At 54.9% G+C, this 20,624-nt stretch carries 17 protein-coding genes; 13 read left to right on the top strand and 4 right to left on the bottom strand.

Annotated elements, in window-relative coordinates; all coding sequences use genetic code 11:
* The first annotated feature begins 100 nt into the window (after positions 1 to 100).
* Positions 101 to 448 (top strand): hypothetical protein, encoded by a 348-nt coding sequence (locus ABWV47_RS20185; protein WP_353315150.1) that lies wholly within the window; start codon positions 101 to 103, stop codon positions 446 to 448.
* Positions 449 to 616: 168 nt separating this feature from the next.
* Here the strand turns inward: ABWV47_RS20185 and ABWV47_RS20180 are convergent, their stop codons facing one another.
* Positions 617 to 805 carry a DUF1127 domain-containing protein gene (locus ABWV47_RS20180; RefSeq protein ID WP_353315149.1) on the bottom strand — a complete coding sequence of 63 codons (189 nt, stop codon included), beginning with the start codon at positions 803 to 805 and terminating at the stop codon, positions 617 to 619.
* Positions 806 to 1,117: 312 nt separating this feature from the next.
* Here ABWV47_RS20180 and ruvC point away from each other — a divergent pair, with 312 nt between their 5' ends.
* The 5 genes from ruvC (at position 1,118) to ABWV47_RS20155 (ending at position 6,596) form a co-directional block, all read left to right on the top strand.
* Positions 1,118 to 1,624: a crossover junction endodeoxyribonuclease RuvC gene (gene ruvC / locus ABWV47_RS20175; protein ID WP_353315148.1), complete on the top strand. Its 507-nt coding sequence runs from the start codon at positions 1,118 to 1,120 to the stop codon at positions 1,622 to 1,624.
* Complete coding sequence (ruvA, locus tag ABWV47_RS20170; RefSeq protein WP_353315147.1) at positions 1,621 to 2,343, top strand: Holliday junction branch migration protein RuvA; 723 nt, start codon at positions 1,621 to 1,623, stop codon at positions 2,341 to 2,343. The genes ruvC and ruvA overlap by 4 nt, the downstream gene beginning before the upstream one ends.
* Before the next feature lie 3 nt (positions 2,344 to 2,346).
* Positions 2,347 to 3,381 (top strand): Holliday junction branch migration DNA helicase RuvB, encoded by a 1,035-nt coding sequence (gene ruvB / locus ABWV47_RS20165; protein ID WP_353315244.1) that lies wholly within the window; start codon positions 2,347 to 2,349, stop codon positions 3,379 to 3,381.
* A gap of 883 nt (positions 3,382 to 4,264) precedes the next feature.
* Positions 4,265 to 5,185 carry a transferrin-binding protein-like solute binding protein gene (locus tag ABWV47_RS20160; protein ID WP_353315146.1) on the top strand — a complete coding sequence of 307 codons (921 nt, stop codon included), beginning with the start codon at positions 4,265 to 4,267 and terminating at the stop codon, positions 5,183 to 5,185.
* Positions 5,186 to 5,372: 187 nt separating this feature from the next.
* A complete protein-coding gene (locus ABWV47_RS20155; RefSeq protein ID WP_353315145.1) occupies positions 5,373 to 6,596 on the top strand; it encodes a tetratricopeptide repeat protein in 1,224 nt (407 codons plus the stop codon).
* On the opposite strand, the gene ABWV47_RS20150 is transcribed toward ABWV47_RS20155, so the two are convergent.
* Positions 6,547 to 7,422, bottom strand: a complete 876-nt coding sequence (locus ABWV47_RS20150; RefSeq protein ID WP_353315143.1) for a DMT family transporter — start codon at positions 7,420 to 7,422, stop codon at positions 6,547 to 6,549. The two genes, ABWV47_RS20155 and ABWV47_RS20150, sit on opposite strands and share 50 nt — an antisense overlap.
* Before the next feature lie 120 nt (positions 7,423 to 7,542).
* On the opposite strand from ABWV47_RS20150, the gene dacB reads away from it, so the two are divergent.
* The 3 genes from dacB to ABWV47_RS20135 all read left to right on the top strand — a co-directional run bounded on the left by dacB (position 7,543) and on the right by ABWV47_RS20135 (position 12,874).
* Positions 7,543 to 9,042, top strand: a complete 1,500-nt coding sequence (gene dacB / locus ABWV47_RS20145; RefSeq protein ID WP_353315142.1) for a D-alanyl-D-alanine carboxypeptidase/D-alanyl-D-alanine endopeptidase — start codon at positions 7,543 to 7,545, stop codon at positions 9,040 to 9,042.
* Between the two features lie 278 nt (positions 9,043 to 9,320).
* Complete coding sequence (locus ABWV47_RS20140; protein ID WP_353315140.1) at positions 9,321 to 10,931, top strand: ATP-binding protein; 1,611 nt, start codon at positions 9,321 to 9,323, stop codon at positions 10,929 to 10,931.
* A gap of 176 nt (positions 10,932 to 11,107) precedes the next feature.
* A complete protein-coding gene (locus ABWV47_RS20135) occupies positions 11,108 to 12,874 on the top strand; it encodes a hypothetical protein (protein ID WP_353315139.1) in 1,767 nt (588 codons plus the stop codon).
* A 63-nt stretch (positions 12,875 to 12,937) separates the two neighbouring features.
* Here ABWV47_RS20135 and ABWV47_RS20130 read toward each other — a convergent pair whose 3' ends face one another.
* Positions 12,938 to 13,360: a tellurite resistance TerB family protein gene (locus tag ABWV47_RS20130; RefSeq protein WP_353315137.1), complete on the bottom strand. Its 423-nt coding sequence runs from the start codon at positions 13,358 to 13,360 to the stop codon at positions 12,938 to 12,940.
* Positions 13,361 to 13,505: 145 nt separating this feature from the next.
* On the opposite strand from ABWV47_RS20130, the gene ABWV47_RS20125 reads away from it, so the two are divergent.
* The 3 genes from ABWV47_RS20125 (at position 13,506) to ABWV47_RS20115 (ending at position 18,206) form a co-directional block, all read left to right on the top strand.
* Positions 13,506 to 15,155: a lysine--tRNA ligase gene (locus ABWV47_RS20125; protein WP_353315136.1), complete on the top strand. Its 1,650-nt coding sequence runs from the start codon at positions 13,506 to 13,508 to the stop codon at positions 15,153 to 15,155.
* A gap of 159 nt (positions 15,156 to 15,314) precedes the next feature.
* Positions 15,315 to 15,734: a DUF4864 domain-containing protein gene (locus ABWV47_RS20120; protein ID WP_353315135.1), complete on the top strand. Its 420-nt coding sequence runs from the start codon at positions 15,315 to 15,317 to the stop codon at positions 15,732 to 15,734.
* A gap of 189 nt (positions 15,735 to 15,923) precedes the next feature.
* Positions 15,924 to 18,206: a right-handed parallel beta-helix repeat-containing protein gene (locus tag ABWV47_RS20115; protein ID WP_353315133.1), complete on the top strand. Its 2,283-nt coding sequence runs from the start codon at positions 15,924 to 15,926 to the stop codon at positions 18,204 to 18,206.
* A 19-nt stretch (positions 18,207 to 18,225) separates the two neighbouring features.
* On the opposite strand, the gene ABWV47_RS20110 is transcribed toward ABWV47_RS20115, so the two are convergent.
* The gene (locus ABWV47_RS20110) at positions 18,226 to 19,113 is read right to left on the bottom strand and encodes a DMT family transporter (RefSeq protein WP_353315132.1); all 888 of its coding nucleotides are present in this window, start codon (positions 19,111 to 19,113) and stop codon (positions 18,226 to 18,228) included.
* A gap of 326 nt (positions 19,114 to 19,439) precedes the next feature.
* On the opposite strand from ABWV47_RS20110, the gene ABWV47_RS20105 reads away from it, so the two are divergent.
* Positions 19,440 to 20,621 (top strand): aspartate aminotransferase family protein, encoded by a 1,182-nt coding sequence (locus ABWV47_RS20105; RefSeq protein WP_353315131.1) that lies wholly within the window; start codon positions 19,440 to 19,442, stop codon positions 20,619 to 20,621.
* Positions 20,622 to 20,624 lie beyond the last annotated feature (3 nt).

The raw sequence follows: 20,624 nt of genomic DNA, 5'->3' as shown, positions 1-20,624 counted from the left end.
GTCTCGAATTTGCCCTATTTCCGGCTTTGCGCCTTACTTTTGCCACAATTCGCGACCAGTTTTAGCCATGTTTGGTGGGGGCCAAACCTGAGTAGATGCCATGAGTGAATCTCAAGCAGAATTCCATGACCGCCTCGCGCAAATCTATCGCAAACAAGCGAAGACAGGCCGTATCGCGCGAAAATCTGTTTCGATTGATCGCAACGGCTATGTGATTGTGCGTGGCGCAGGCCGACGTCGGAGTATTCCTTGGACCGGCCTGTTGATGGTTGTGACGACGTTCTTCCTGATCAAAGGCGCTATGATGGCTCAATGGGGCCCAGACTTTTCCTCTGTACGTGTTGCGCGGTTGAGCAGTGGCACTCCCATAGAGCAAGTTGCGGCGTGGACCATGCGGCCTGACCCTGTGTCCCAATGGGTTGCGACACAAGTAAAGACCTACTTCTGAGTTTACGAATTTCGCGGATCCCTCCAAGATCCCAAACGGCCCCGGGTCTCTCTCCCCGGGGCCGTTTTGATTCCGTGACTGCAATGACAAAAAACCGCAGCTCCGAAAGAAAGCTGCGGTTCTTGGCGCAAAGGCCCGAAAACGATGTGAGCGGTGGGCTGTGCCGGTTCAGCGAATGCTGTGGACGTCGCCTCGGGAGAGGCCAATGTCTTCGAGTTCACGTGCGCTGAGTTGTTCCAGGGCTTTGCGTGTCAGGCGCTTGTCATTCCAATCCACTACAAATGCGGTGAATGCGGCGAAGGTCTGGCCAATACGGCCAGCAAAACCGGAAGTCGGTGTCGTTTCAAATGCGGCCATATCAGTGTTCCTTCTTTTTGAGAGCTATGGTCTGTGTTTTCGATGGACGGCACATATGGATGTCGCGCCCCTCCAACAAGACGATTTTTGGCATAGGAGACATGCAAGAATTGCATGGGTGTTAAGTGTTGATTGACCCTTAAAAATATGGACCAAAAGCGACTTGAGTTATGTCGTTTCTGAACGCTGATGGGGATGTCACGACCGGCCACCAAAAATTGAAAATTTGCCAGCCACAGTTATGAGGCTTGGCGTTTGTTCTTGTTTCGTGCTACTTCAGGGAAAACAACAAGATCAATAATGGGGCAGCGCATGCGTGTATTGGGGATTGATCCGGGACTGAGGAACATGGGGTGGGGTGTGATTGACGCCGATGGCAGTCGATTGAGCCATGTTGGCAATGGCATTTGTCACTCGGTTGGCGATGATTTGGCCGCGCGCCTTTTGTCACTACATGAGCAGCTCACAGATGTTGTTGGGCGTTTTCTTCCAGACCACGCCGCTATCGAACAAACGTTTGTCAACAAAGATGGAGCGGGGACGCTAAAGCTTGGTCAGGCGCGTGGCATTGCGCTTTTGGTGCCGGCTCAAGCGGGGTTGAGCATTGGGGAATATGCGCCCAACAAGGTGAAGAAGACCATTGTGGGGGTCGGCCATGCAGAGAAACATCAGGTTGAACATATGGTGAAACTGCAATTGCCCGGTGTGCAAATTGCCGGGCCAGATGCTGCGGACGCTTTGGCCATAGCAATGTGTCATGCACATTATGCACGTGCTGGTGCCAGCTACTCTCAAGCTTTGAAAAGGGCGCGCGCATGATTGGGAAAATCTCTGGCACGCTAGAGTATAAGGGCGCTGACCACGCGCTTATTGATGTGCGTGGCATCGGCTATCTGGTCTATTGTTCTGATCGAACCCTGGCGGGTTTGCCTGGGGCTGGAGACGCGGTGGCGCTGTACACGGATCTGTTGGTGCGGGAGGATCTTTTACAGTTGTTTGGGTTTTCCAGCCTGTTTGAAAAGGAATGGCATCGCCTTTTGATGAGCGTGCAAGGAATTGGTGCAAAGGCAAGTTTGGCTATTTTGAGCACTTTGGGCGCAGAAGGGGTCGGGCGCGCAATTGCACTTGGCGATGTGACAGCGATCAAAGCGGCCAAAGGGATCGGGCCCAAGACCGCGCAGCGGGTGGTGATCGAGTTGAAAGACAAAGCACCCGAAGTGATGGCATTGGGGGGCAGCTTGAAGGACGCCATGGCCGGAGTCAAAGAGGTGGATGGCGCGGCGGCACCGGTGTCTGACGATGTGATTGAGGACACGGTGCGCACCCCGGTGAACCCGGGCGGCGCGGCGGCTGCGAGCGGCGCTGCTGCGGCGGCATCGATGAGTTCGCAAGCCGATGCGCTCTCGGCGCTGGGGAATTTGGGCTATGGTCCTGCCGATGCAGCGACAGCGGTCGCGCAGGCCTCAAGTGACGATCCGTCAGCTGACACTGCTGCTTTGATCCGGTCAGCTCTTAAGCTGTTGGCGCCGAAAGGGTAGATGATGGACCAGCCGGACCCCACACTGCGCCCCGAACCGAGGCCAGAGGATGCCGATCGCGCGCTGCGCCCGCAAGAGCTTGATGCCTTCATTGGCCAGGCGGAAGCGCGGGCGAACCTGCGGATATTTATCGAGAGTGCCCGGCGACGTGGTGAGGCGATGGATCATACGCTGTTCCATGGCCCGCCTGGTTTGGGAAAGACCACATTGGCGCAAATTATGGCGCGCGAGTTGGGTGTCAACTTTCGCATGACCTCTGGACCGGTGTTGGCGAAGGCTGGCGATCTTGCGGCGATCTTGACCAATCTTGAAGCCAGAGATGTTCTTTTTATTGATGAAATTCATAGGCTTAATCCGGTGGTGGAGGAGATTCTATATCCGGCGATGGAAGACTTTGAGCTTGACCTCGTGATTGGGGAGGGGCCTGCTGCGCGGACAGTGCGGATTGAATTGCAACCTTTCACATTGGTTGGCGCGACAACCCGGTTGGGATTGCTAACCACGCCATTGCGTGACCGATTTGGCATTCCCACGCGCTTGCAGTTTTATACCGAAGATGAGTTGAATGAGATTGTTACGCGTAATGCCAATAAGCTGGGCGTGCCTACTCAAGATGGGGGTGCCCGAGAGATCGCGCGGCGGTCCCGTGGGACACCGCGGATTGCAGGACGTCTGCTGCGTCGTGTCGTTGATTTTGCGCTCGTCGAGGGAGACGGGGTTATCACCAAAACACTTGCAGATGGGGCGCTTACGCGACTTGGCGTGGACAATATTGGACTTGATGGTGCAGACCGTCGCTATCTGTTGTTCATTGCAGAAAACTACGCGGGTGGTCCAGTTGGCATCGACACGATCAGCGCGGCATTAAGTGAAAGTCGTGACGCAATCGAAGAGGTGATCGAACCCTTCCTGCTGCAACAAGGCTTGATCCAACGCACGCCACGTGGACGGATGTTGGCACAAAAGTCGTGGCAACATCTGGGGTTGGCGCCGCCAAAACGGCCGGATCAAACAGATCTGTTTGCCAACAAAAAGTAGGCATTTTCGACGTCGGTATTGCGTCTGTATCGCGACTGTATTGCGGAGGTGGGGATTGTCAGTGTTTTGAGGATCAAAGTTATGCCTTTGAAACGGGCAAGCCGCACCCCATCGGTATCGGTGATGGTCTGACCCAAAGGGCAGACGAGATGTAAGACCGTTGTCCGGATCGCTGTTCTCTCGAGCGGTGGGAGACAGCATGGATTTTCGCCAAGCGCATGCGAGCGCGTGGAGATTTGCAGGCGGCCTTTCATGTCACGAGAGGGACGCCGTGACACGCGCGCTTTTTGCTCCCCAAGGCTCATCAAGACCTCACTGACGAAGCGACCATTGTGGCTACGGTGGGGGTGGTATTTGTCCGACTCAGCTAAAACCCTAGCAGGGTGATCAACGCACCACGCGAGATTCAATCCAAATTTTGGTTTCTCGAGGTCCATTTTCTGCGAGTTTTTGTGGCGGCGTTAACCTTCGTTTAGTGGGGGCAATCTTCGATGTGTTTTCTTAAAAAATGACGGAAATACAACTTTGTTAAATCGAGATGAATTTTCCCGTTTTGGGGGGAGAAACGTGCAGTTTTAGTCGATTTTGTGACTGTTCAAAAAGGTGAGCAACCGAAAGAGCTTAGTTCCTGCTGAAAAGTGTTTGTTTGGAAAAAGACTGCTATTTTCGACAGGTATACCCGTGCAGACTTTAGGCGAATTCCTCTTGAGTTGTAGAGGAATCTCAAAATCAGAGACGGCGTTAAGTTGTTGTAAGTACCGGTGAAACGACCCGTTAAGGAAAAGCGGCTTTTTGTAGTGGCATGAGTACAGCGGGTGGGAACCAGACTTAATACGTCGCTTGTCTCTGACCTTTGAAACGCAAATCAATCGGGTACAGAAAAATGTTGAAATTCACTCTGAAAACGATGATGGCCATGAGTGCTGTCGCTGCGGTGTCGGCCTGCGGTGGCGCCATTGAAGACCTTATCGAAGACGAAATCGGAGACCGTGTAAATGACGCCGCGGGGCCGCGTTTGTTCTTGCTGCACGGGAACACAACCCTAAACGGTGAAGTGCGCACCGCGTCAGTGTCCACAGATGGCAGTGGCAACGTAACACGCGGGGCATTGGGCGCTGCGGAAGATGGCAGCGTCACCACGCGTGTATCCTTCGGCAGCAATGAGTCCGTGGAATACACAAACGGTGATGGCACTTTCGTGTTCAGTGAGGATGATGGTGCGGATACCGAATACGACCGAGCCCGCGGCCTGACGATTGTTTCTACCTCCGCGAGTGGTCGCGATCGAGGTTTCTTGGGTAATGAACACATTCTGGACTTTGATCACCAGACATACGGAATGTGGGTGACAGGGATCGGCACAACAAACGGGAGCGTTTCCGTGGGTAGCTTTGGTCATGCCACGGCGGCGAGCGATGTTCCGACCAGTGGCAGCGCGACTTATAGCGGCAATTCGATTGGATATGTCGTTGGCGCTGATCAACGGGCCTATATGACAGAGTCCGAAATCGCCATCAGCACCAGCGATTTTAGCAACGTCACAATGAGTAGCACAAACACCACGGTGCGCGCGCTGTCAGGTGGCGCACTGAGTGTTGCGAGCCAACTGAATTTCGCAGGGACCGGCACCATCAGCGGGACTGGGTTTAACGCGAACATAGCCGGGACTGCGGCAATCAGCTCTACCACCACCGGTACTGCTGAGGGGACTTTCTATGGCGATGGCGCAGATGAAGTGGGCGGTACGTTCTCGATGAGCGGGCCAATCGGATCCTACATCGGTGCGTTTGGTGCTGAGCAGTAAGGCTTAAGACACACACCGAAGTGTTGTGTCGCCCCAAGGCACCAGTGGGACAGGGGCGACATCCAACCTTACTTTGATCGGGACCGCCAGAATGAATACCGCTTTGTTTTCAAACCTGCGTAGGCACTGTGCGTCTTTTGCATTTGCAGTTCTAACAGGTTCCGGTGTTGCTATCGCAACCACACCCATGGTGTCAGCCACACCGGCGCCAACAGCTGCGGTGCAAATCGAAGTGGCGTTTGACTATGCGATGGCCGCTTTGCAAGCCGGGCAGCCGCGGGTGGCCATACCGGTGTTGCAGTCAATTCTTGCAGAAGATCCGAAACTGACACGTGTGCGCCTCGAATTGGCACGCGCCTACTTTTTGGCCGAGCAATGGGCGCGGTCACGCGAGGAGTTTTTCCGCGTGCTGTCTGGCGACTTGCCTGAGCCGGTGCGAAAGACCGTGTTGGCGTTCATTCGGCAAATTGACGCGCGGCGCGGATTCGATTGGGATTTGTCCATTGGGCTGACCAGCGCGGGGAACAAACGTCGGTACAACACCGAGCGCTTGAAAACGAACCCGCTCTACTATGGTGGATTGCCGTATGTGGATTACAATCGGCCAGTCGAAAATGTACCGGCGCTCACGTTGAGCGGGCGGATGAGCCTGCGCAGGCAGTTGGATGGGCTGAGTTCTGAAAATACCAGTGTTGTCGGCTTTATGAGTTTGGGCTTGAACGCGGTTGAAGCACAGCGCCGCTCATATGATACGCAACAAGTCATCTCTCAGCTGGGCTTGCGATTGCTGTCGCGCAAGACGACGATTTCGGTCGGGCCTATCGCCAAGGCGCAATGGGAGGCCGGTCGGCATGTCGAAGATAGATTTGGTCTTCAAGTCGGGTTTGAGCGCCGCAGTCTCGCAGGTGGATCAGCCTATGGCGAGCTTAATTATTTGATTGTGGATAACACAATTGGAGTGCGGCCAAATGATCCAACCGATTATGACGCGCGCGATGGGGAGTCCCTTACAGGTACTGTTGGATACCGTCGGTCCGTTGGAGGGCGCGCGTTGATTGGATCGGATTTCACATATGAGCGCCGCGATTTTGACCGCTCAGTTGTTGGGATCGAGGGATTTCACGCCTATAAGCTGCGGGTCTATGCCTCAATTGATGTGAGCGATGGTTGGACACTGAGCCCGAGCTTACATGTGCGGCACAAGGATGCCTGGGGCGTCACGCCTGTGTTTGTAAACAATCCGGACGAGACCGCGTTCGGTGGAAGCCTGCGTGTGGAGCGGTCCGATATCTTCCTTCCCGGTGGCTATACGCCTTATGCACAGCTGGACTTTGAGCGAAACCGGTCAGGCATCGAGGCCTTTAGTTATGAGACTTTGGGCTTTCAGATTGGCGTGGAGCGTCGGTTTTAATCCGGGCCATCAGCGCGGAGGTGACACCTGCGCCAAGGATCAGGCAGAGGCCAAGCCATGTGAGTGCGTCTGGCAGTTGGGCAAAGACAACCCAACCAAGCGCCACGGCGCTGAGCAGTTGAAGGTAGACCAGCGGCGCCAAAGTGGCAGCTTCGTTGCGGGCATAAGCAAAGAGCAGCAGGAAATTACCTCCCATCGAGAAAGCGGCGCTGGCCAGCGTTAGGCCAGAAACAGCTGGCGTGAGTGCCGGAATATCTGCCACTCCAAAAGGCGTTAGGATCAGCGTGCTGATACAGAGCTGAGTGACCAGCAAACTGCCGGGGCGTGCAAAGGGGGCAAGCCAACGTGACGCGGTGAGGAATGCACCATAAAACAGGCCTGCGAGGGCGGCCCATGGCAGGCCTGGGCTCATTTCAAATCCCGGGCGCACAACCAGCACTACCCCGATGAAACCCAGCGCCATCAGTCCGCTGCGTGCAACTGTGACCCGTTCGCCCAACAGCAGCACCGACAGCAGATAGGAAAAAATAGGGCCGATAAAGAAGGCGGCGAAAACATCAGCAAGTGGGGCGGTTTGCAACGCGGTTTGGATGCTGGTGATCCCGCCGGTCAACAGCAGGGCCCGCAACCAGATGCGCCAATCGCCAAACAAGCGAAAGGTGTCAGCGCGCATCAGCGGCAGAGCCAATACGCTGCCAAGAGCGAACCGTGACCAAGCCACAAACACCGGGCTTGCGTCATGGTTTTGGGTCAGTAGCTTGCCAGCAGTGTCCCCGGCGGGGATCATCGACATGGCCACAAACATGAGCGCAAACACTTTCCACATACATTTTGGCGTAACATGTTGGTGACAAGACAAAAAGGGGCTTGATTTTTGATCGGTGAAACGGAGATTTGCATTGGCGCGGGTTGAATGCACAGCCGACAGAGGGCTAAAGTTTCAGTTATGACGAAGACATTTTCTCGCCGTGCCTTTCTGAGCTTAAGTGTTGCCAGCCTTGGCAGCCCGTTGTGGGGGGATGCCCCCAGCCGGTCATTGCGTCCTGTGCTGCGTCCGGCGGGCGTGTCTTCAGCCCAAAAAGCATCCGCGCCCGCGGCAGATGCGCTGATCCGTGACAGTGGTGTGAGTGGTCGGGTGAGCTATGCTGTGGCCCGAGCGGGCGAGACGGCAGTGCTGGAAGCTCACGAGGCGGGCAAAGGGTTGCCTCCGGCCAGTGTGACCAAGGTTTTGACTGCGTTGTATGCCTTAAGCTACCTGGGGCCAAGACATCGGTTCGTCACAAGTCTTGTCGCTGTTGGTGAGGTGCAGAACGGCGTGTTGCGTGGCGATCTAGTGCTGCGCGGTGGCGGAGATCCAACCTTGGATACCAACGGGTTGGCCGATTTGGCGCGCACGTTAAAGGCATCAGGCATTCGCGAGGTCACGGGCAAATTTTTGGTCTGGGGCGGAGCGCTGCCAACAGCGAGCCGGATTGATAAGAAACAACCCGACCACGCGGGATATAACCCAGCTTTGTCCGGAGTGGCCCTGAATTACAATCGGGTGCATTTTGAGTGGAAGCGCGCCAGCACCAGTTACACGGTGAGCATGGATGCGCGCAGCAACAAATATCGCCCCGAAGTGCGCGTCGCGGAGATGAAAATCGTCAACCGCAGTGCGCCAGTCTATACCTACAGCTCGCAGGGGGGGCGAGATAAGTGGACCGTGGCCAAAGGTGCATTGGGCAAAGGGGGGGCGCGTTGGTTGCCAGTACGGCAGCCGGAAATCTACGCGGGCGAAGTGTTCCTCACTCTGGCGCGCGCGCATGGCGTTGTGCTCAAAGCTCCCAAAGTGGCGCAAGGTGCGCCGCGCGGCACAGTCATTGCCCGTCATCAAAGCTCTGATCTGCGGACGATCCTGAAAGGGATGTTGAAGTATTCCACCAACATCACTGCTGAAATGGTGGGAATGGCTGCAACGCAGGCGCGTGGTACATCGTTTTCAACGCTCAAAGGATCAGCCGACGCAATGAATGCCTGGGCCAAAGAGCAGTTGGGCATGCAGGACGCCGCGCTTGTGGACCATTCCGGTCTTGGCGAGGCGTCTCGTGTGCGCGCCGATGAAATGGCTTTGATGTTGGCGCAGGCTGGTCAGCATGAAATTTTGCGTCCGATCCTCAAAGATATCTCATTGCGAGACGCCAACGGCCGGGTGAACAAAGCGCATCCGCTCAAAGTGAAGGCCAAAACCGGGACCCTGCATTTTGTCAGCGCTCTGGCAGGATATGTGACTGCGTCAGATGGCAAAGAGCTGGCCTTCGCAATTTTTGAAGCAGACGTGGGTGCGCGTGATCGCCTCATTGGTCCGGATCGCGAGCGTCCTAAGGGCGCACGTACCTGGAATGGGCGGGCCAAAAAGCTCCAACAAAAACTGATTGAACGCTGGGGGGTGGTCTACGGCGCGTGATGCGATGTGGACTGCCGTTAGCGTCTTTTCGACGCAGATGAAGTAAATCGGCCCCTATCAGTCGGGCGTCGGTAAGATTTTTCTTGATTTTAAATCTCGATCGGACTACGGGCCGATCTTCCCAAATGCGGATGCCGAAACTGTTCTTTCTGAGAGCAAGGACTCCGACAAATTGGTGGTTGCTGCGTTTGGAAACACTTTACTAACCATACCGACTTATTAACATCAGAACTTCGGGCCAGCCAAAACGGCGGCTTACTCCGAGTGAGAAACGCGCGATGCAGCAAACTGTGCCAAATCAGTTCTTGTTTTTGAACGAGGTAAAATTTGCTGTTTTTGTACTTGAAGTCTGCGAAGATGGGCTTCCTCGGTACCTGATGGTAAACAAGGAATGGGTGCGTGCCACCAACATTGACCCTAAAGACGCGATCGGAAAAACCGCGCTTGAGTTATTTGGTGGCGCCAACGGACAACGAGGGCTGGATCAGCATCTGAGGGCCATCGCGAAGCGGGAAGAAATCACCTATGACGTGACACTCCCGTTCAAAAACCGGATGGCCAATATTACAACCACGTTGGCACCGGTATTTGACGCGGATGGGACGCTAAGCCATTTGGTGGCCACAAGCAAAGATGTGACATCGGAGCGTGAACGCGATCAAGCGATTGAGTTCAACAAGATCGCCATAGAAAAAGCCGAAGAAGCCAGCAAGTCTAAAGAACGTTTTTTGGCAAACATGAGTCATGAAATCCGCACGCCAATGAATGGTATTCTTGGCATGAGCGAACTTCTGAGTGAGACCAAGCTGGACCCACAACAGAGGGTACTTTCGGACACCATCCATAACTCTGCCAATGCGTTGTTGGAGATTATCAACGACGTGTTGGATTTCTCCAAAATCCAAGCTGATAAGATTTCGCTGCATAACGAGCCATTTTCTCTGCGAGGCCTGGCAAAAGAAATCTGTACGTTGCTTGGATTGCATGCGGACGCAAAGCAAATTGGTTTAGAGCTGTCTTACGCCGACAGTGTTCCATCCAGATTTTTTGGCGACGCAAACCGGCTGCGCCAAGTGTTGTTGAACTTGATTGGCAACGCCGTGAAATTCACAAGTATCGGACAGATCACGGTGGGTGTTACCTACGATCACGACGATCACAGATTGCCATTGCAGATCCAAGTGACCGACACAGGGGTTGGGATTGAGCACACGAAACAAGACGCAATTTTTTCGGCGTTTGAGCAAGTGGACAGACCCAATCATAGCGATCAGGATGGGACCGGGCTTGGGCTGGCCATAACCAAAGCGCTTGTGGAGCGGATGGGTGGAGAAATCACTGTGAGCAGCAGGTTGGGAGAAGGGGCCACGTTTGTGGTCTCGCTGCCGCTCAAGCCGACAGAAAAAAGTGTGGATCACGCTTCCGACCAACTCCCGATTGCGAACATCGGTCCCACGCGCACGGGTGTTCGCAAACAAACCGCAGAAATTCCGGCGGCCCCTGTGCCGCAATCAGCTGAGTTGCGAGGCTTGAGAATTCTGGTGGCTGAGGACAATATGACCAACCAATTGGTGGTCCGCAAAATGCTAGAGCGCACAGGTGCGGAGATGCGGTTTGCTCAGAACGGCCAGCAGGCGATAGAGGCCTTTGTCGAAGATGGCTGTGATGTGATTTTGATGGATCTCTCGATGCCGGTCATGGGGGGCTTGGATGCCACTCGTTACATCCGCCAAATTGAACAGCAAAGATCGCTTAAAGTGTGCAAGATCATTGCGTTGACAGCCAATGCACAACCATCTGATGCGGCCGCATGTTTGGCCGCTGGAATGGATGAGTTTCTCAGTAAGCCATTTCGCAAAAACGATTTGCTTTCCACATTAAGAGCTTAAACTCTGCAGTTGCGCTGTTCAGACCTTTTTTGAAGTTCTGAACGTTGGGCGGTGTTTTGCGCCCCATTCAACCACGTTGACTCATGCACAGCTGCCTGCGATGCTTTTGACCACTGCTTTTTAAAGTTTATCTAAAATTTTTTCATTGGCGTATTTATACCATGTGGCAATTTCTTTTGAGTATCAAAACCAAGGTCTATTGGACGCTCCTATTTTTATCTCTGACTTTGGTGGTTCGGTATTTCGTTGCTGCAATGTGGGGCGGTGAAGACTTTGATCGTTCTTTGTCCCAGATGGAGCTCGGCGGTTATGTCGCCATGATCTTGGACGCATTTTTGGTGATCTTGCTGGCTGCGGTGGTGCTTGCGTTGGTATTGGCGTTTCTATTTTTGCTGGTTATGGCGATCATTTTTCCGTTCCAGAAAGCCATACAGATTACCAAAGAAATCACCGACGGCACCTTGGTCAGTTTGCGGGTTGTGCTTGCCGCGGCCATATCTGCTTTTTTGTTTTCTTTTGTGGTGCGCGATATGTTTGCGCTTTTTGTCAATGCTTTGCGGGCGACAGTTGTGGCCCTTCGAGAGTATTACCAATACGATTTGGTGTCCCAGCTACGCTGTTTGTCGATCACTGAAAATTACATCGGCGAACGGTTGAACGCACCGTCATGTTTCATTGACGGGATTTCACGGGCATCGTCAATTTTGGGGTCAACTGGAACACAGCTGGTTGGAGAGTTGGAGTACTCGGGGACGATGCTGGTGTCGTTTCTGGTGGCGTTGTCGCTCTTTGTGCTGCTGTCGTGGGTGTTTTACAAGATTTCCAAAGATTTTCAGGAAGTGGGCTATTTTTGGCTCGGATATTTGGCGATTGCGCTTTTCTCCGTGTACTTGGCTTTGGCCTCGATTTTGGCGGTCCCGCTGCTAACGGCAGCCAGTGGGGATGGTGAGATACCAGAGGCTTCTGAGCTGGAGGCGGACCTGCGGGCCTTGGTGCCCAAGGTGGAGGGGCCCAACCAACCTGAGACCCCGGTGCAGTCGTTGGTCGCTGTGATTGCGTCGCTGCCTGAGAAAAACAGTATTGCGCCGTTCCAGTACGAGTATGAAACCCGTGCGGCAGAAACGGATCGTAAACTAACCAAACTGAGGAGTGACGTGCAGCCACTGTCAGTCAAAGTGGTTTTGCAAAAGGAAAACAACATTGTTGCGGCGGTGACAGAGTACCAAAAGGAATTGGATATCAGTCTGGGCAGGAAAGAGGCGGCCGTGCATTTTGCCAATTTGGTGCAGTGGTTTCAGCGCGAAGCGTCCCAGTTGGACAATGCGTTGAGGCAGTGCGAAGCAGATGTGGAAAATTTGCGCGGGCGTCACGCCCTTGTCAAACATGCGCTTGAGACGGTTCCGCAGACGCCCAATAGCTTGGATGGCGACCGGCAGGTGCTTTTCGCGTTTGACCGATTTGATGATGCGGCGGCGGCGACGGAGCAGTCTTGCTCTGCCTATACTTACACGCAAGTTCCGCCACAGCGTGAGCGATACGGTGCATCTCTTGGCACTGTGGGCAAATCGATAGGTTGGTTGCTGGGGGCAGAGGAACTGCAGGTGGCTTTGATCACCGGGTTGTTGGGCTTTGGGCTGCTGGGCGCATTGTTGTCGTTGTTTGTTCGGTTGCAATTGGATGAGCCCAATTCAGATGCGGTGGCGCAGCATATCAAAGACACCGGTGTGGCGGATATGGGGGTGGTGGTTTTCACCGGATTTGGCGCAGCGCTGGTGGTGTATCTGGCAAGCTATGGTGGCCTTGCCGTGGTTGCCACTGAGAGCGTCGGGGACCCCAACCCATATATCGTTTTCTCCGCAGCCTTTGCGGGCGCCGTCTTTAGTAAGACAATATGGGCGCGTGCGCGCGGCGCAGTGAAAGAAACGCCGGACAACGGCGAATAAGCCAGATGCCGGAGCGGCACCTGGCATAAAGTTCAGCGAAGGTTTTTTAAGGGGCGGCTCGCGCTAGACAACGTGGCGGGCGCGGGCGCCGCGTTCGATGCCGGCTGCGTGCAGGCGGTCGATGTTGAGCTCGTAGCGGATCTCTTCGAGTATGCGCAATTCTGGCTCTGCAAGGCTGCCATCGGCGGCGGCCACATCACATGCGAGCGCATAGGCGGTTTCGTACAGCCGTTCTGGAAGATCGTGGCGCACAAGACCAAACAGGGCGGAAAGCCCATCTTCTTGTTCAAACAGATCAAAGACAGTTCGGCTGACAAACTGCAGTCGGTCGATGTCATATTCGGCAAAGACCGGCAGGTTGTTCACGGCAACTTGAATTTTCACCAGTTCGGCGGTGCGGATGTTCTCATCGGAGGCGGACACGGCGACCATCACAGCCACGAGGCAATCCTGTGGTGTAAGAGTGTGTGGGGTTTGATCCTGCACGGGGACATCCTTTGAAATAACCTTGTTGCGGCGCAGAATATTGACTGATGGGGAAAGGAGCAATAGGTAGCGGCGGGTTGGCCCCGTAAAGTGGCGTGTGGCCGCCTATTTTTCTGAAACCCGATCCCCAACCCGGAGATGGACAATGTCTGACCTGCGCGACGCAGCCCTCGTATCCAAAGCATGGCCCTTTGAAGAAGCGCGCCGTTTGCTCAAACGGTATGAGAAACAGGCTCCGGAGAAGGGATATGTGCTGTTTGAGACAGGCTATGGCCCCTCTGGTCTGCCACACATCGGTACCTTTGGCGAAGTGGCCCGCACCACAATGATCAAAACCGCCTTTGAGGCGATCAGCGATATTCCGACCAAGCTAATCTGTTTCTCGGACGATTTGGATGGTTTGCGCAAAGTGCCCTCCAATGTGCCCAATCCTGAGGTTTTGGAGCAGCACCTGCAGCGCCCGTTGACGTCGGTGCCTGATCCGTTTGGCACACACGACAGTTTTGGGGAACACAACAATGCGATGTTGCGGCGTTTCCTAGACACCTTCGGGTTTGAGTATGAGTTCTACTCCGCCAAAGAGTTTTATGAGACTGGCCAGTTTGACGAGATCCTGAAGCGCGCTGTTGACCGTTATGATGAAGTTATGGCGATCATGTTGAAATCGCTGCGTGAAGAGCGCGCGGCGACCTACTCCATTTTCTTGCCGCTGCATCCGGAAAGCGGCCGGGTGATGTATGTGCCGATGAAAAAGGTCTGTGCAGAAACCTATACGGTGACCTTTGACGATGAAACCGGCAAAGAATGGACTGTGCCTGTTACCGGCGGCAACGTGAAGCTGCAGTGGAAGCCGGATTTCGGTGCGCGCTGGGCAGCACTGGGCGTGGACTTTGAAATGTATGGCAAAGAACACGCCACAAATGAAAAGATCTATGACGCGATTTGTCGTGTGCTTGGCGGTCGTGCACCCAACCACTTCTCCTATGAGCTGTTCTTGGATGAAAATGGTCAGAAGATTTCCAAATCTTCTGGCAACGGAGTGTCGATTGATCAGTGGCTGACCTATGCCTCCACGGAGAGCCTTGCCTACTTTATGTATCAGAAGCCAAAGACGGCGAAACGGATGCACTTTGATGTGATCCCCAAAGCGGTGGATGAGTATCATCAGCAGTTGCGTGCCTACCATGGGCAAGACATCAAGGCTCAATTGAACAACCCGGTTTGGCATATCCATGGCGGGGACGTGCCGACGTCTGACATGGTAGTGCCGTTCTCGATGCTGCTGAATGTGGCGAGCGTGTCCAGCGCTGAGGACAAAGAGACCATGTGGGGGTTCATCAACAAATATGCGCCGGATGCCTCACCAGAAAGCCATCCGGGCATGGATGCGGCTGCTGGTCATGCGGTGCGGTATTTCAACGATTTTGTGAAGCCGGCAAAAGTATACCGTGCGCCAACAGATCAAGAGCGCCGCGCGCTTGAGGATTTGGCAGGAGCATTGCGGTCATCGGAAACGGCACTGGCAGTGATTGCCGCCAAAAATGCGCTTGTTGGCAACGATGATCCACTGCCAGAGCCCGATTTTACAGATGAAGAGTTCCTGCAGTCCATTGTGTTCGCCATTGGCAAAACCCATGAGTTTGAACCCCTTCGCGATTGGTTTAAGGCGATCTATGAAGTGCTGCTTGGGGCCTCACAGGGGCCACGGTTTGGTGGGTTCATAGCGCTCTATGGCGTTGAAGAAACTGTGGCGCTGATTCACAGCGCATTGGCCGGAGAGCTGGCGGCTGCGTAACGCACCGCTCTGATCCGCAGAGGGAATTGTGGGCTGCGCCTGAGGGTGCGGACATGTTTTGCAGGGCCCCGCTTTGGCGGGGCCTTCGCCGTTTGTGGACGGTAGGCATGTGATCTGAACACCGGTGCGGTGCGTAGTGCTGATATCGGAGGATCTGAAATGAGACATCTTTGGCGGGCACTTTTGTTGGTTTTGGCGCTGGTGGCGGGCGGTATGGTGGCCGCCCAACAAGAGGATGCGTCCAAAGGAATACAGTCGGTAATTTCTGCGCAAATAGAAGCGTTTCGTGGGGATGATGTTGATCAAGCCTTCCGCTACGCGGCGGATAACATCCAGCAGATGTTTGGCACGGCTGAGAACTTTGGTGTGATGGTCAAACGCGGCTATCCGATGGTGCAGAGCCCCGCAGAGGTGCGCTTTGGTGCACTTCGTGCTGATGGAGACGCCTTGTGGCAAAGGGTTCTGATGCGGGATGCGCAGGGCGTGGTCCACATGTTGGCGTATCGTATGGTAAATGACGGGGACGATTGGCGCATTTCAGCGGTGTATTTGGTGCCTGCTGAAGAGGTTGGCGCCTAAGGCGTGCAACGCTAAATTCTTAAAAAAACTAGCGTATGTAACGCCTTGTCGCGTGTGCAGCGGGGTGCGCACGACAGTCTTAGTGTGACTTAACACTTGTGGTTTTCAATCCCTCTCAGTCCCGAGCGTAGCGCGCGGGGTTTGGGAGCGACGGCGCAGCATGGCCTGTGACTGGCGGAAAGGATTGAGATGAATAAGGCAATTACCGAAGGCATCCTGTTGATGCCGCCACAGTTTTCACAAGGGCTGGATGTTTGGTCAAGCGGCGATGGCACGCCGGGGTCCGACACTTATGATGGGGCTGTAAACGCTGCTTTTGTGCCAGCGGATCAGGATTTTGGCGGTTGTCTGGAACTGATGAAATCCGAGCCGACACAGCAGCTGCGCTATATGGGGGAGACCCCTTTGTTGCCTGGCTGCTATCTGCGCATCACAGCACGTATAAAAGCGATCAGTGGGAATTTACCGAGTGCACGAATTGCAGGGTGGGCGGGCAACGACAGCAGGACCCATGTCGGCGGTCTGGTTGAGGTTGGTCCCACCGCTGTGATTGAGGCGTATGGGGATGTCGTTGAGGTCAGCGCCATTGTGGGCGCTGGTGTGCGCGGTGGCGTGGATATGGTGTGGGGGGCGGCCCCGGCCTACGGTCATTTTGGGTTGGACCTGACCGGCAGTGTTGGTGGTGTGGTGCGCATTGATGACATCGTCATTGAAGACATCACACAGGTGTTTCACCGAGATATGCTAAGCCTTGTGGATGTCAGAGACTATGGCGCGGTTGGCGATGGCGTCACGGATGATAGCGCCGCGTTTGAAGCGGCAGATGCTGCGGCTGCCGGGCGTGAGATTTTGGTGTCCGAAGGCACATTCTTTTTGGGGGACAGTGTGACGTTTGACAGCCCGGTTGTCTTTGAAGGCACCGTGGATATGGCGCGCGAGCACGTGTTCAGCCTACGTCGCAATTTTGACTTCCCCACCTATGCAGAGGCTTTTGGGGACGAGGTCGAGGGGTTGAAGCGGGCGTTCCAGTCCTTGCTGAACGACAGTGACCACGAAAGTCTGGATTTGGGCGGGCGACGCATTGTTGTGGACGCGCCGATTGATCTGCAGGCGGCCGCGCCAAATCGCACGCAATATGCGCAGCGCCGCATCATAAAAAATGGTCAGCTCTATGTGAGTGGAGACAGTGCTTGGGACCCGGAGGTGGTGAGCAGTCAGGCAAGTTATGCACCCAGTGATGGGCGACTGCTGCGCAATGTGGTCAATGCCGCCAACGTTCAAGTGGGTTCGGTGGTCACAGGCAACGGTGTGGGGCGCGAGGTCTATGTGCGCAGCGTCAATGTAGCCACACAAGAGGTGATGCTGTCACAGCCGTTTTATGACGCGGAAGGCACACAAAATTTCACCTTCACGCGCTACAAATATGTCTTGGATTTCAGTGGGTTTTCAAAGATCAGCCAAATGTCGGTGAGCAATGTGGAGCTGCTTTGCAATTCACGGGCCAATGGTATTTTGCTCTCCGGTGCGGGGATCGCCTTCCATTTGCGTGACAGTTTTATCAACCGGCCCAAACACCATGGGATCAGTTCGCCCGGCGAAGGGTGTCAGGGCATGTTGGTGGACCGTTGCCAGTTTCTCACCGATGAGGGCAGTGAACGTGCGCAGGATCGTCAGAGCATTGCGATCAATTGCAATGCCAACGATGTGAAAATTCGCAACAACCGCGCCAGCCAGTTCCGGCATTTTGCCGTGGTCGGCGGGTCAAACTGCATGATCACCGGCAATCATTTTTTCCAAGGTGATGGCGAGGATGCTGGGGTGCGCACAGCTGGAGTCTTGCTGATCAATGGCTATTGCTCCGCCACAATCGATGGCAACTATATCGACAATGCCAGCATCGAGTGGAGCAACGAGTATGACCCGCAGCCGGACTTTGCCGGTGGATTTTCTTTTGGCGCCTTGTCGATCACCGACAATGTGTTCTTATCTGGCGATGTTGCGCCGTGGTTCTCCTATATTGTCATCAAACCACATGGCACGGGCCATTCGATCACGGGGCTAAATGTGACGGGCAATAAGTTCCGTTCCATAAGCGGCAATATTGATCGTGTGGACCGTGTGGACACAAGTTTTGCCGATCTGGACATGAGCAAAGGCAAACATGTGACCTTTGACGGAAATACCTATCACAGCGTGGTCACACCGACCTACAATCCTCTGTTTATCGATCATGATCAAAACTCCGCTGCCAGCACGTGGTCTGTGAAGAGTGAAGGGCATTTGCCGTTTGGTGGTCGGTGCCGTCGGGTTCAGTCTGTTGTGGCGACCTCAAGGTTGCGCAACAGCAGCGGGCAGACGATCTATGCGACGCCTTATGTCGGGCTCGAGCAAGGCAGCAACGGCGACGAAGTTGACTTGCATTGGGAGACAGCGTTGGAAGGCAACGTCACAGTTGGGGTGCGTATGGACTGAAAGGATCTTGATCCGCAAGTTATCGCGTCTGCCTTGCTTCACGCCACACAAGAATGGCGGCTGCGGTCATAATGATGGCCGCGCCGACCCAACTGATTGCGTCGGGAAGGACGGAAAAGACCACCGCGTCATACAACGCTGCGAAGGCCAGCGTCGTGTAGAAGAACGGTGACACAAAGCTTGCGTCAGCCAAGCGCATGGCATTGATAAAGCAGGTTTGTGCTGAAGCCATCAATAAGCCGATACCTGCGAGAGCGGCCCATTGAAGAGGCGTCGGTGCATGCCAGACAAATAGAGCCGCCGCGCTGGCAATGGTCAGGCCGATGCCATTGTTGATCAGCAGGATTTGAAACGGGCGCTCACGGCCTGTCAGCTTCTTGATGAATATCAGCTCTCCGCCCATAGCGAGAGCGGCTCCCAACGCCAAGACTGCGCCAAACTCCAATGCGCCGGACCCCGGACGTGTGAGCACCATTGCCCCGGTGAAGGCGAGCGCAGCAGAGCCCCAGCGCCACGGGCCGATCCTTTCCCCCAGAAAGGGGATGGCCAAGAGCATGCCAACCACAGGGTTTAAGAAGCTGATCGCAGTGGCGTCTGACAGAGGGATAAACGCGGCTGCTGCGAACATCAGCGTCACGCCTCCCCAGCCCAATGTTGAACGGCCAACGTGCAAGCCCCAATTGGGACGCGAAATGGCAGGGCGCACAATCATCGCCACTGTTGCGAACCCAAGAAAAGCAAACAAGAAGCGCCCGTGGCTGATCTGAAGTGGATGCAGCGCGGGGCCCAGTGTGTCCGTCCCCAGAGCCTTTGCCAACAGCGTTGTGCCCGCCGCAAACCCAGAGGCGGCAAGGGTCAAGGCGGCGGCCAAGGCAGGGTTGGTGCGGGGGGCTGTGTTGGGGTCCATATCACGCTTATGATCTTGGTTTTTGGACGTGGCAAGCGGTTGTTGTTGGGGGTTTCAAACACGCCAAATGAACGCCCGTATCGAGTGTTTTTCACGAAATTCGCGCAGAATGCACGAAAGGGGTTCCCATTTGTGATAGATCGTTCTAGGGAGGGCGTATGAACAAACGCCAAGATATCACTCTGATGCGACGCCGACGCTAAACTGCGTAACCGGCCCTTGATCATCCGTGCCAGAAAGTGGCACGCAAACTCTCAAAAACATTGACGTAAATGCCCCAAGTGATGCAGTCACTGAGGCTCAAGATCTGAAAAAGGAAGATCGATATGATCCCGTCCATTTTGCCGACGTACAACCGCGCCGCTCTCACGTTTGAGACCGGCGAAGGAAGCTGGATGATCGAGGCAGACGGCCGACGTTTTCTAGATTTGGGTGCGGGTATCGCTGTCAATGTTCTGGGACATGCGAGCCCGGTCTTAATTGAGGCGCTGACTGAGCAGGCTGGCAAGCTTTGGCATGTGTCCAATCTCTACAACATCACACAGCAGCAGGCGCTGGCGGATAAGCTGGTGGACAACACGTTTGCAGATACGGTGTTTTTCACCAACTCCGGTACCGAGTGCTGCGAGTTGGCAGTGAAAATGGTGCGCAAGTACTGGCACGACAAAGGCCAGGCGGAACGGGTGGAGATCATTGCTTTTGAAGGCGCGTTTCATGGGCGCAGCTCGGCCGGTATCGCGGCGGCGGGCTCAGAAAAGATGGTCACAGGCTTTGGGCCGTTGTTGCCTGGGTTCCATCAGGTGCCATTTGGAGATCTTGAAGCGGCGAAAGCTCTGATAGGCGAACACACAGCAGCGATCATTGTGGAGCCGGTACAAGGTGAAGGTGGCATTCGCCCATTGGCAGATGAAGACCTTAAGGCGCTGCGCGCGCTTTGTGATGAGGCGGGCATCCTGTTGATACTGGATGAGGTGCAATGTGGCGTGGGCCGGACAGGCAAACTGTTTGCTCACGAGTGGGCTGGGGTTACGCCAGATGTTATGATGGTGGCCAAAGGCATTGGCGGTGGCTTCCCGTTGGGCGCGGTTTTGGCCACAGAAAACGCCGCAAGTGGCATGGTCGCGGGCACACATGGGTCAACCTACGGCGGCAACCCGTTGGCCTGTGCCGTCGGTGGTGCGGTGATGGATGTGGTGGCTGACGATGAATTTCTAAGCGACGTGAATCGCAAATCCGGGTTGTTTCGACAGAAACTTGAGGGTTTGGTTGCGGCCCATCCGGATGTGTTTGAAGAGGTGCGTGGCGCTGGGCTTATGTTGGGGCTGAAGTGTTCTCAAGTGGCCTGTGGTGATGTTGTTGCCGCTGGGTATGATAACGAGGTGGTCACAGTGCCTGCAGCAGACAACGTGGTGCGTTTGCTACCGCCACTGAACATCACAGATGAAGAAATCGCCGAGGCCGTGGTGCGGCTGGAGAAGGCAGCGTCTCAGTTGGACGCAGGGAAATAAGGA

Source organism: Shimia sp. NS0008-38b, assembly GCF_040370365.1.
In the GTDB taxonomy this organism is placed as follows: domain Bacteria; phylum Pseudomonadota; class Alphaproteobacteria; order Rhodobacterales; family Rhodobacteraceae; genus Shimia.
This window is presented reverse-complemented; position numbering and strand designations above follow the sequence as displayed.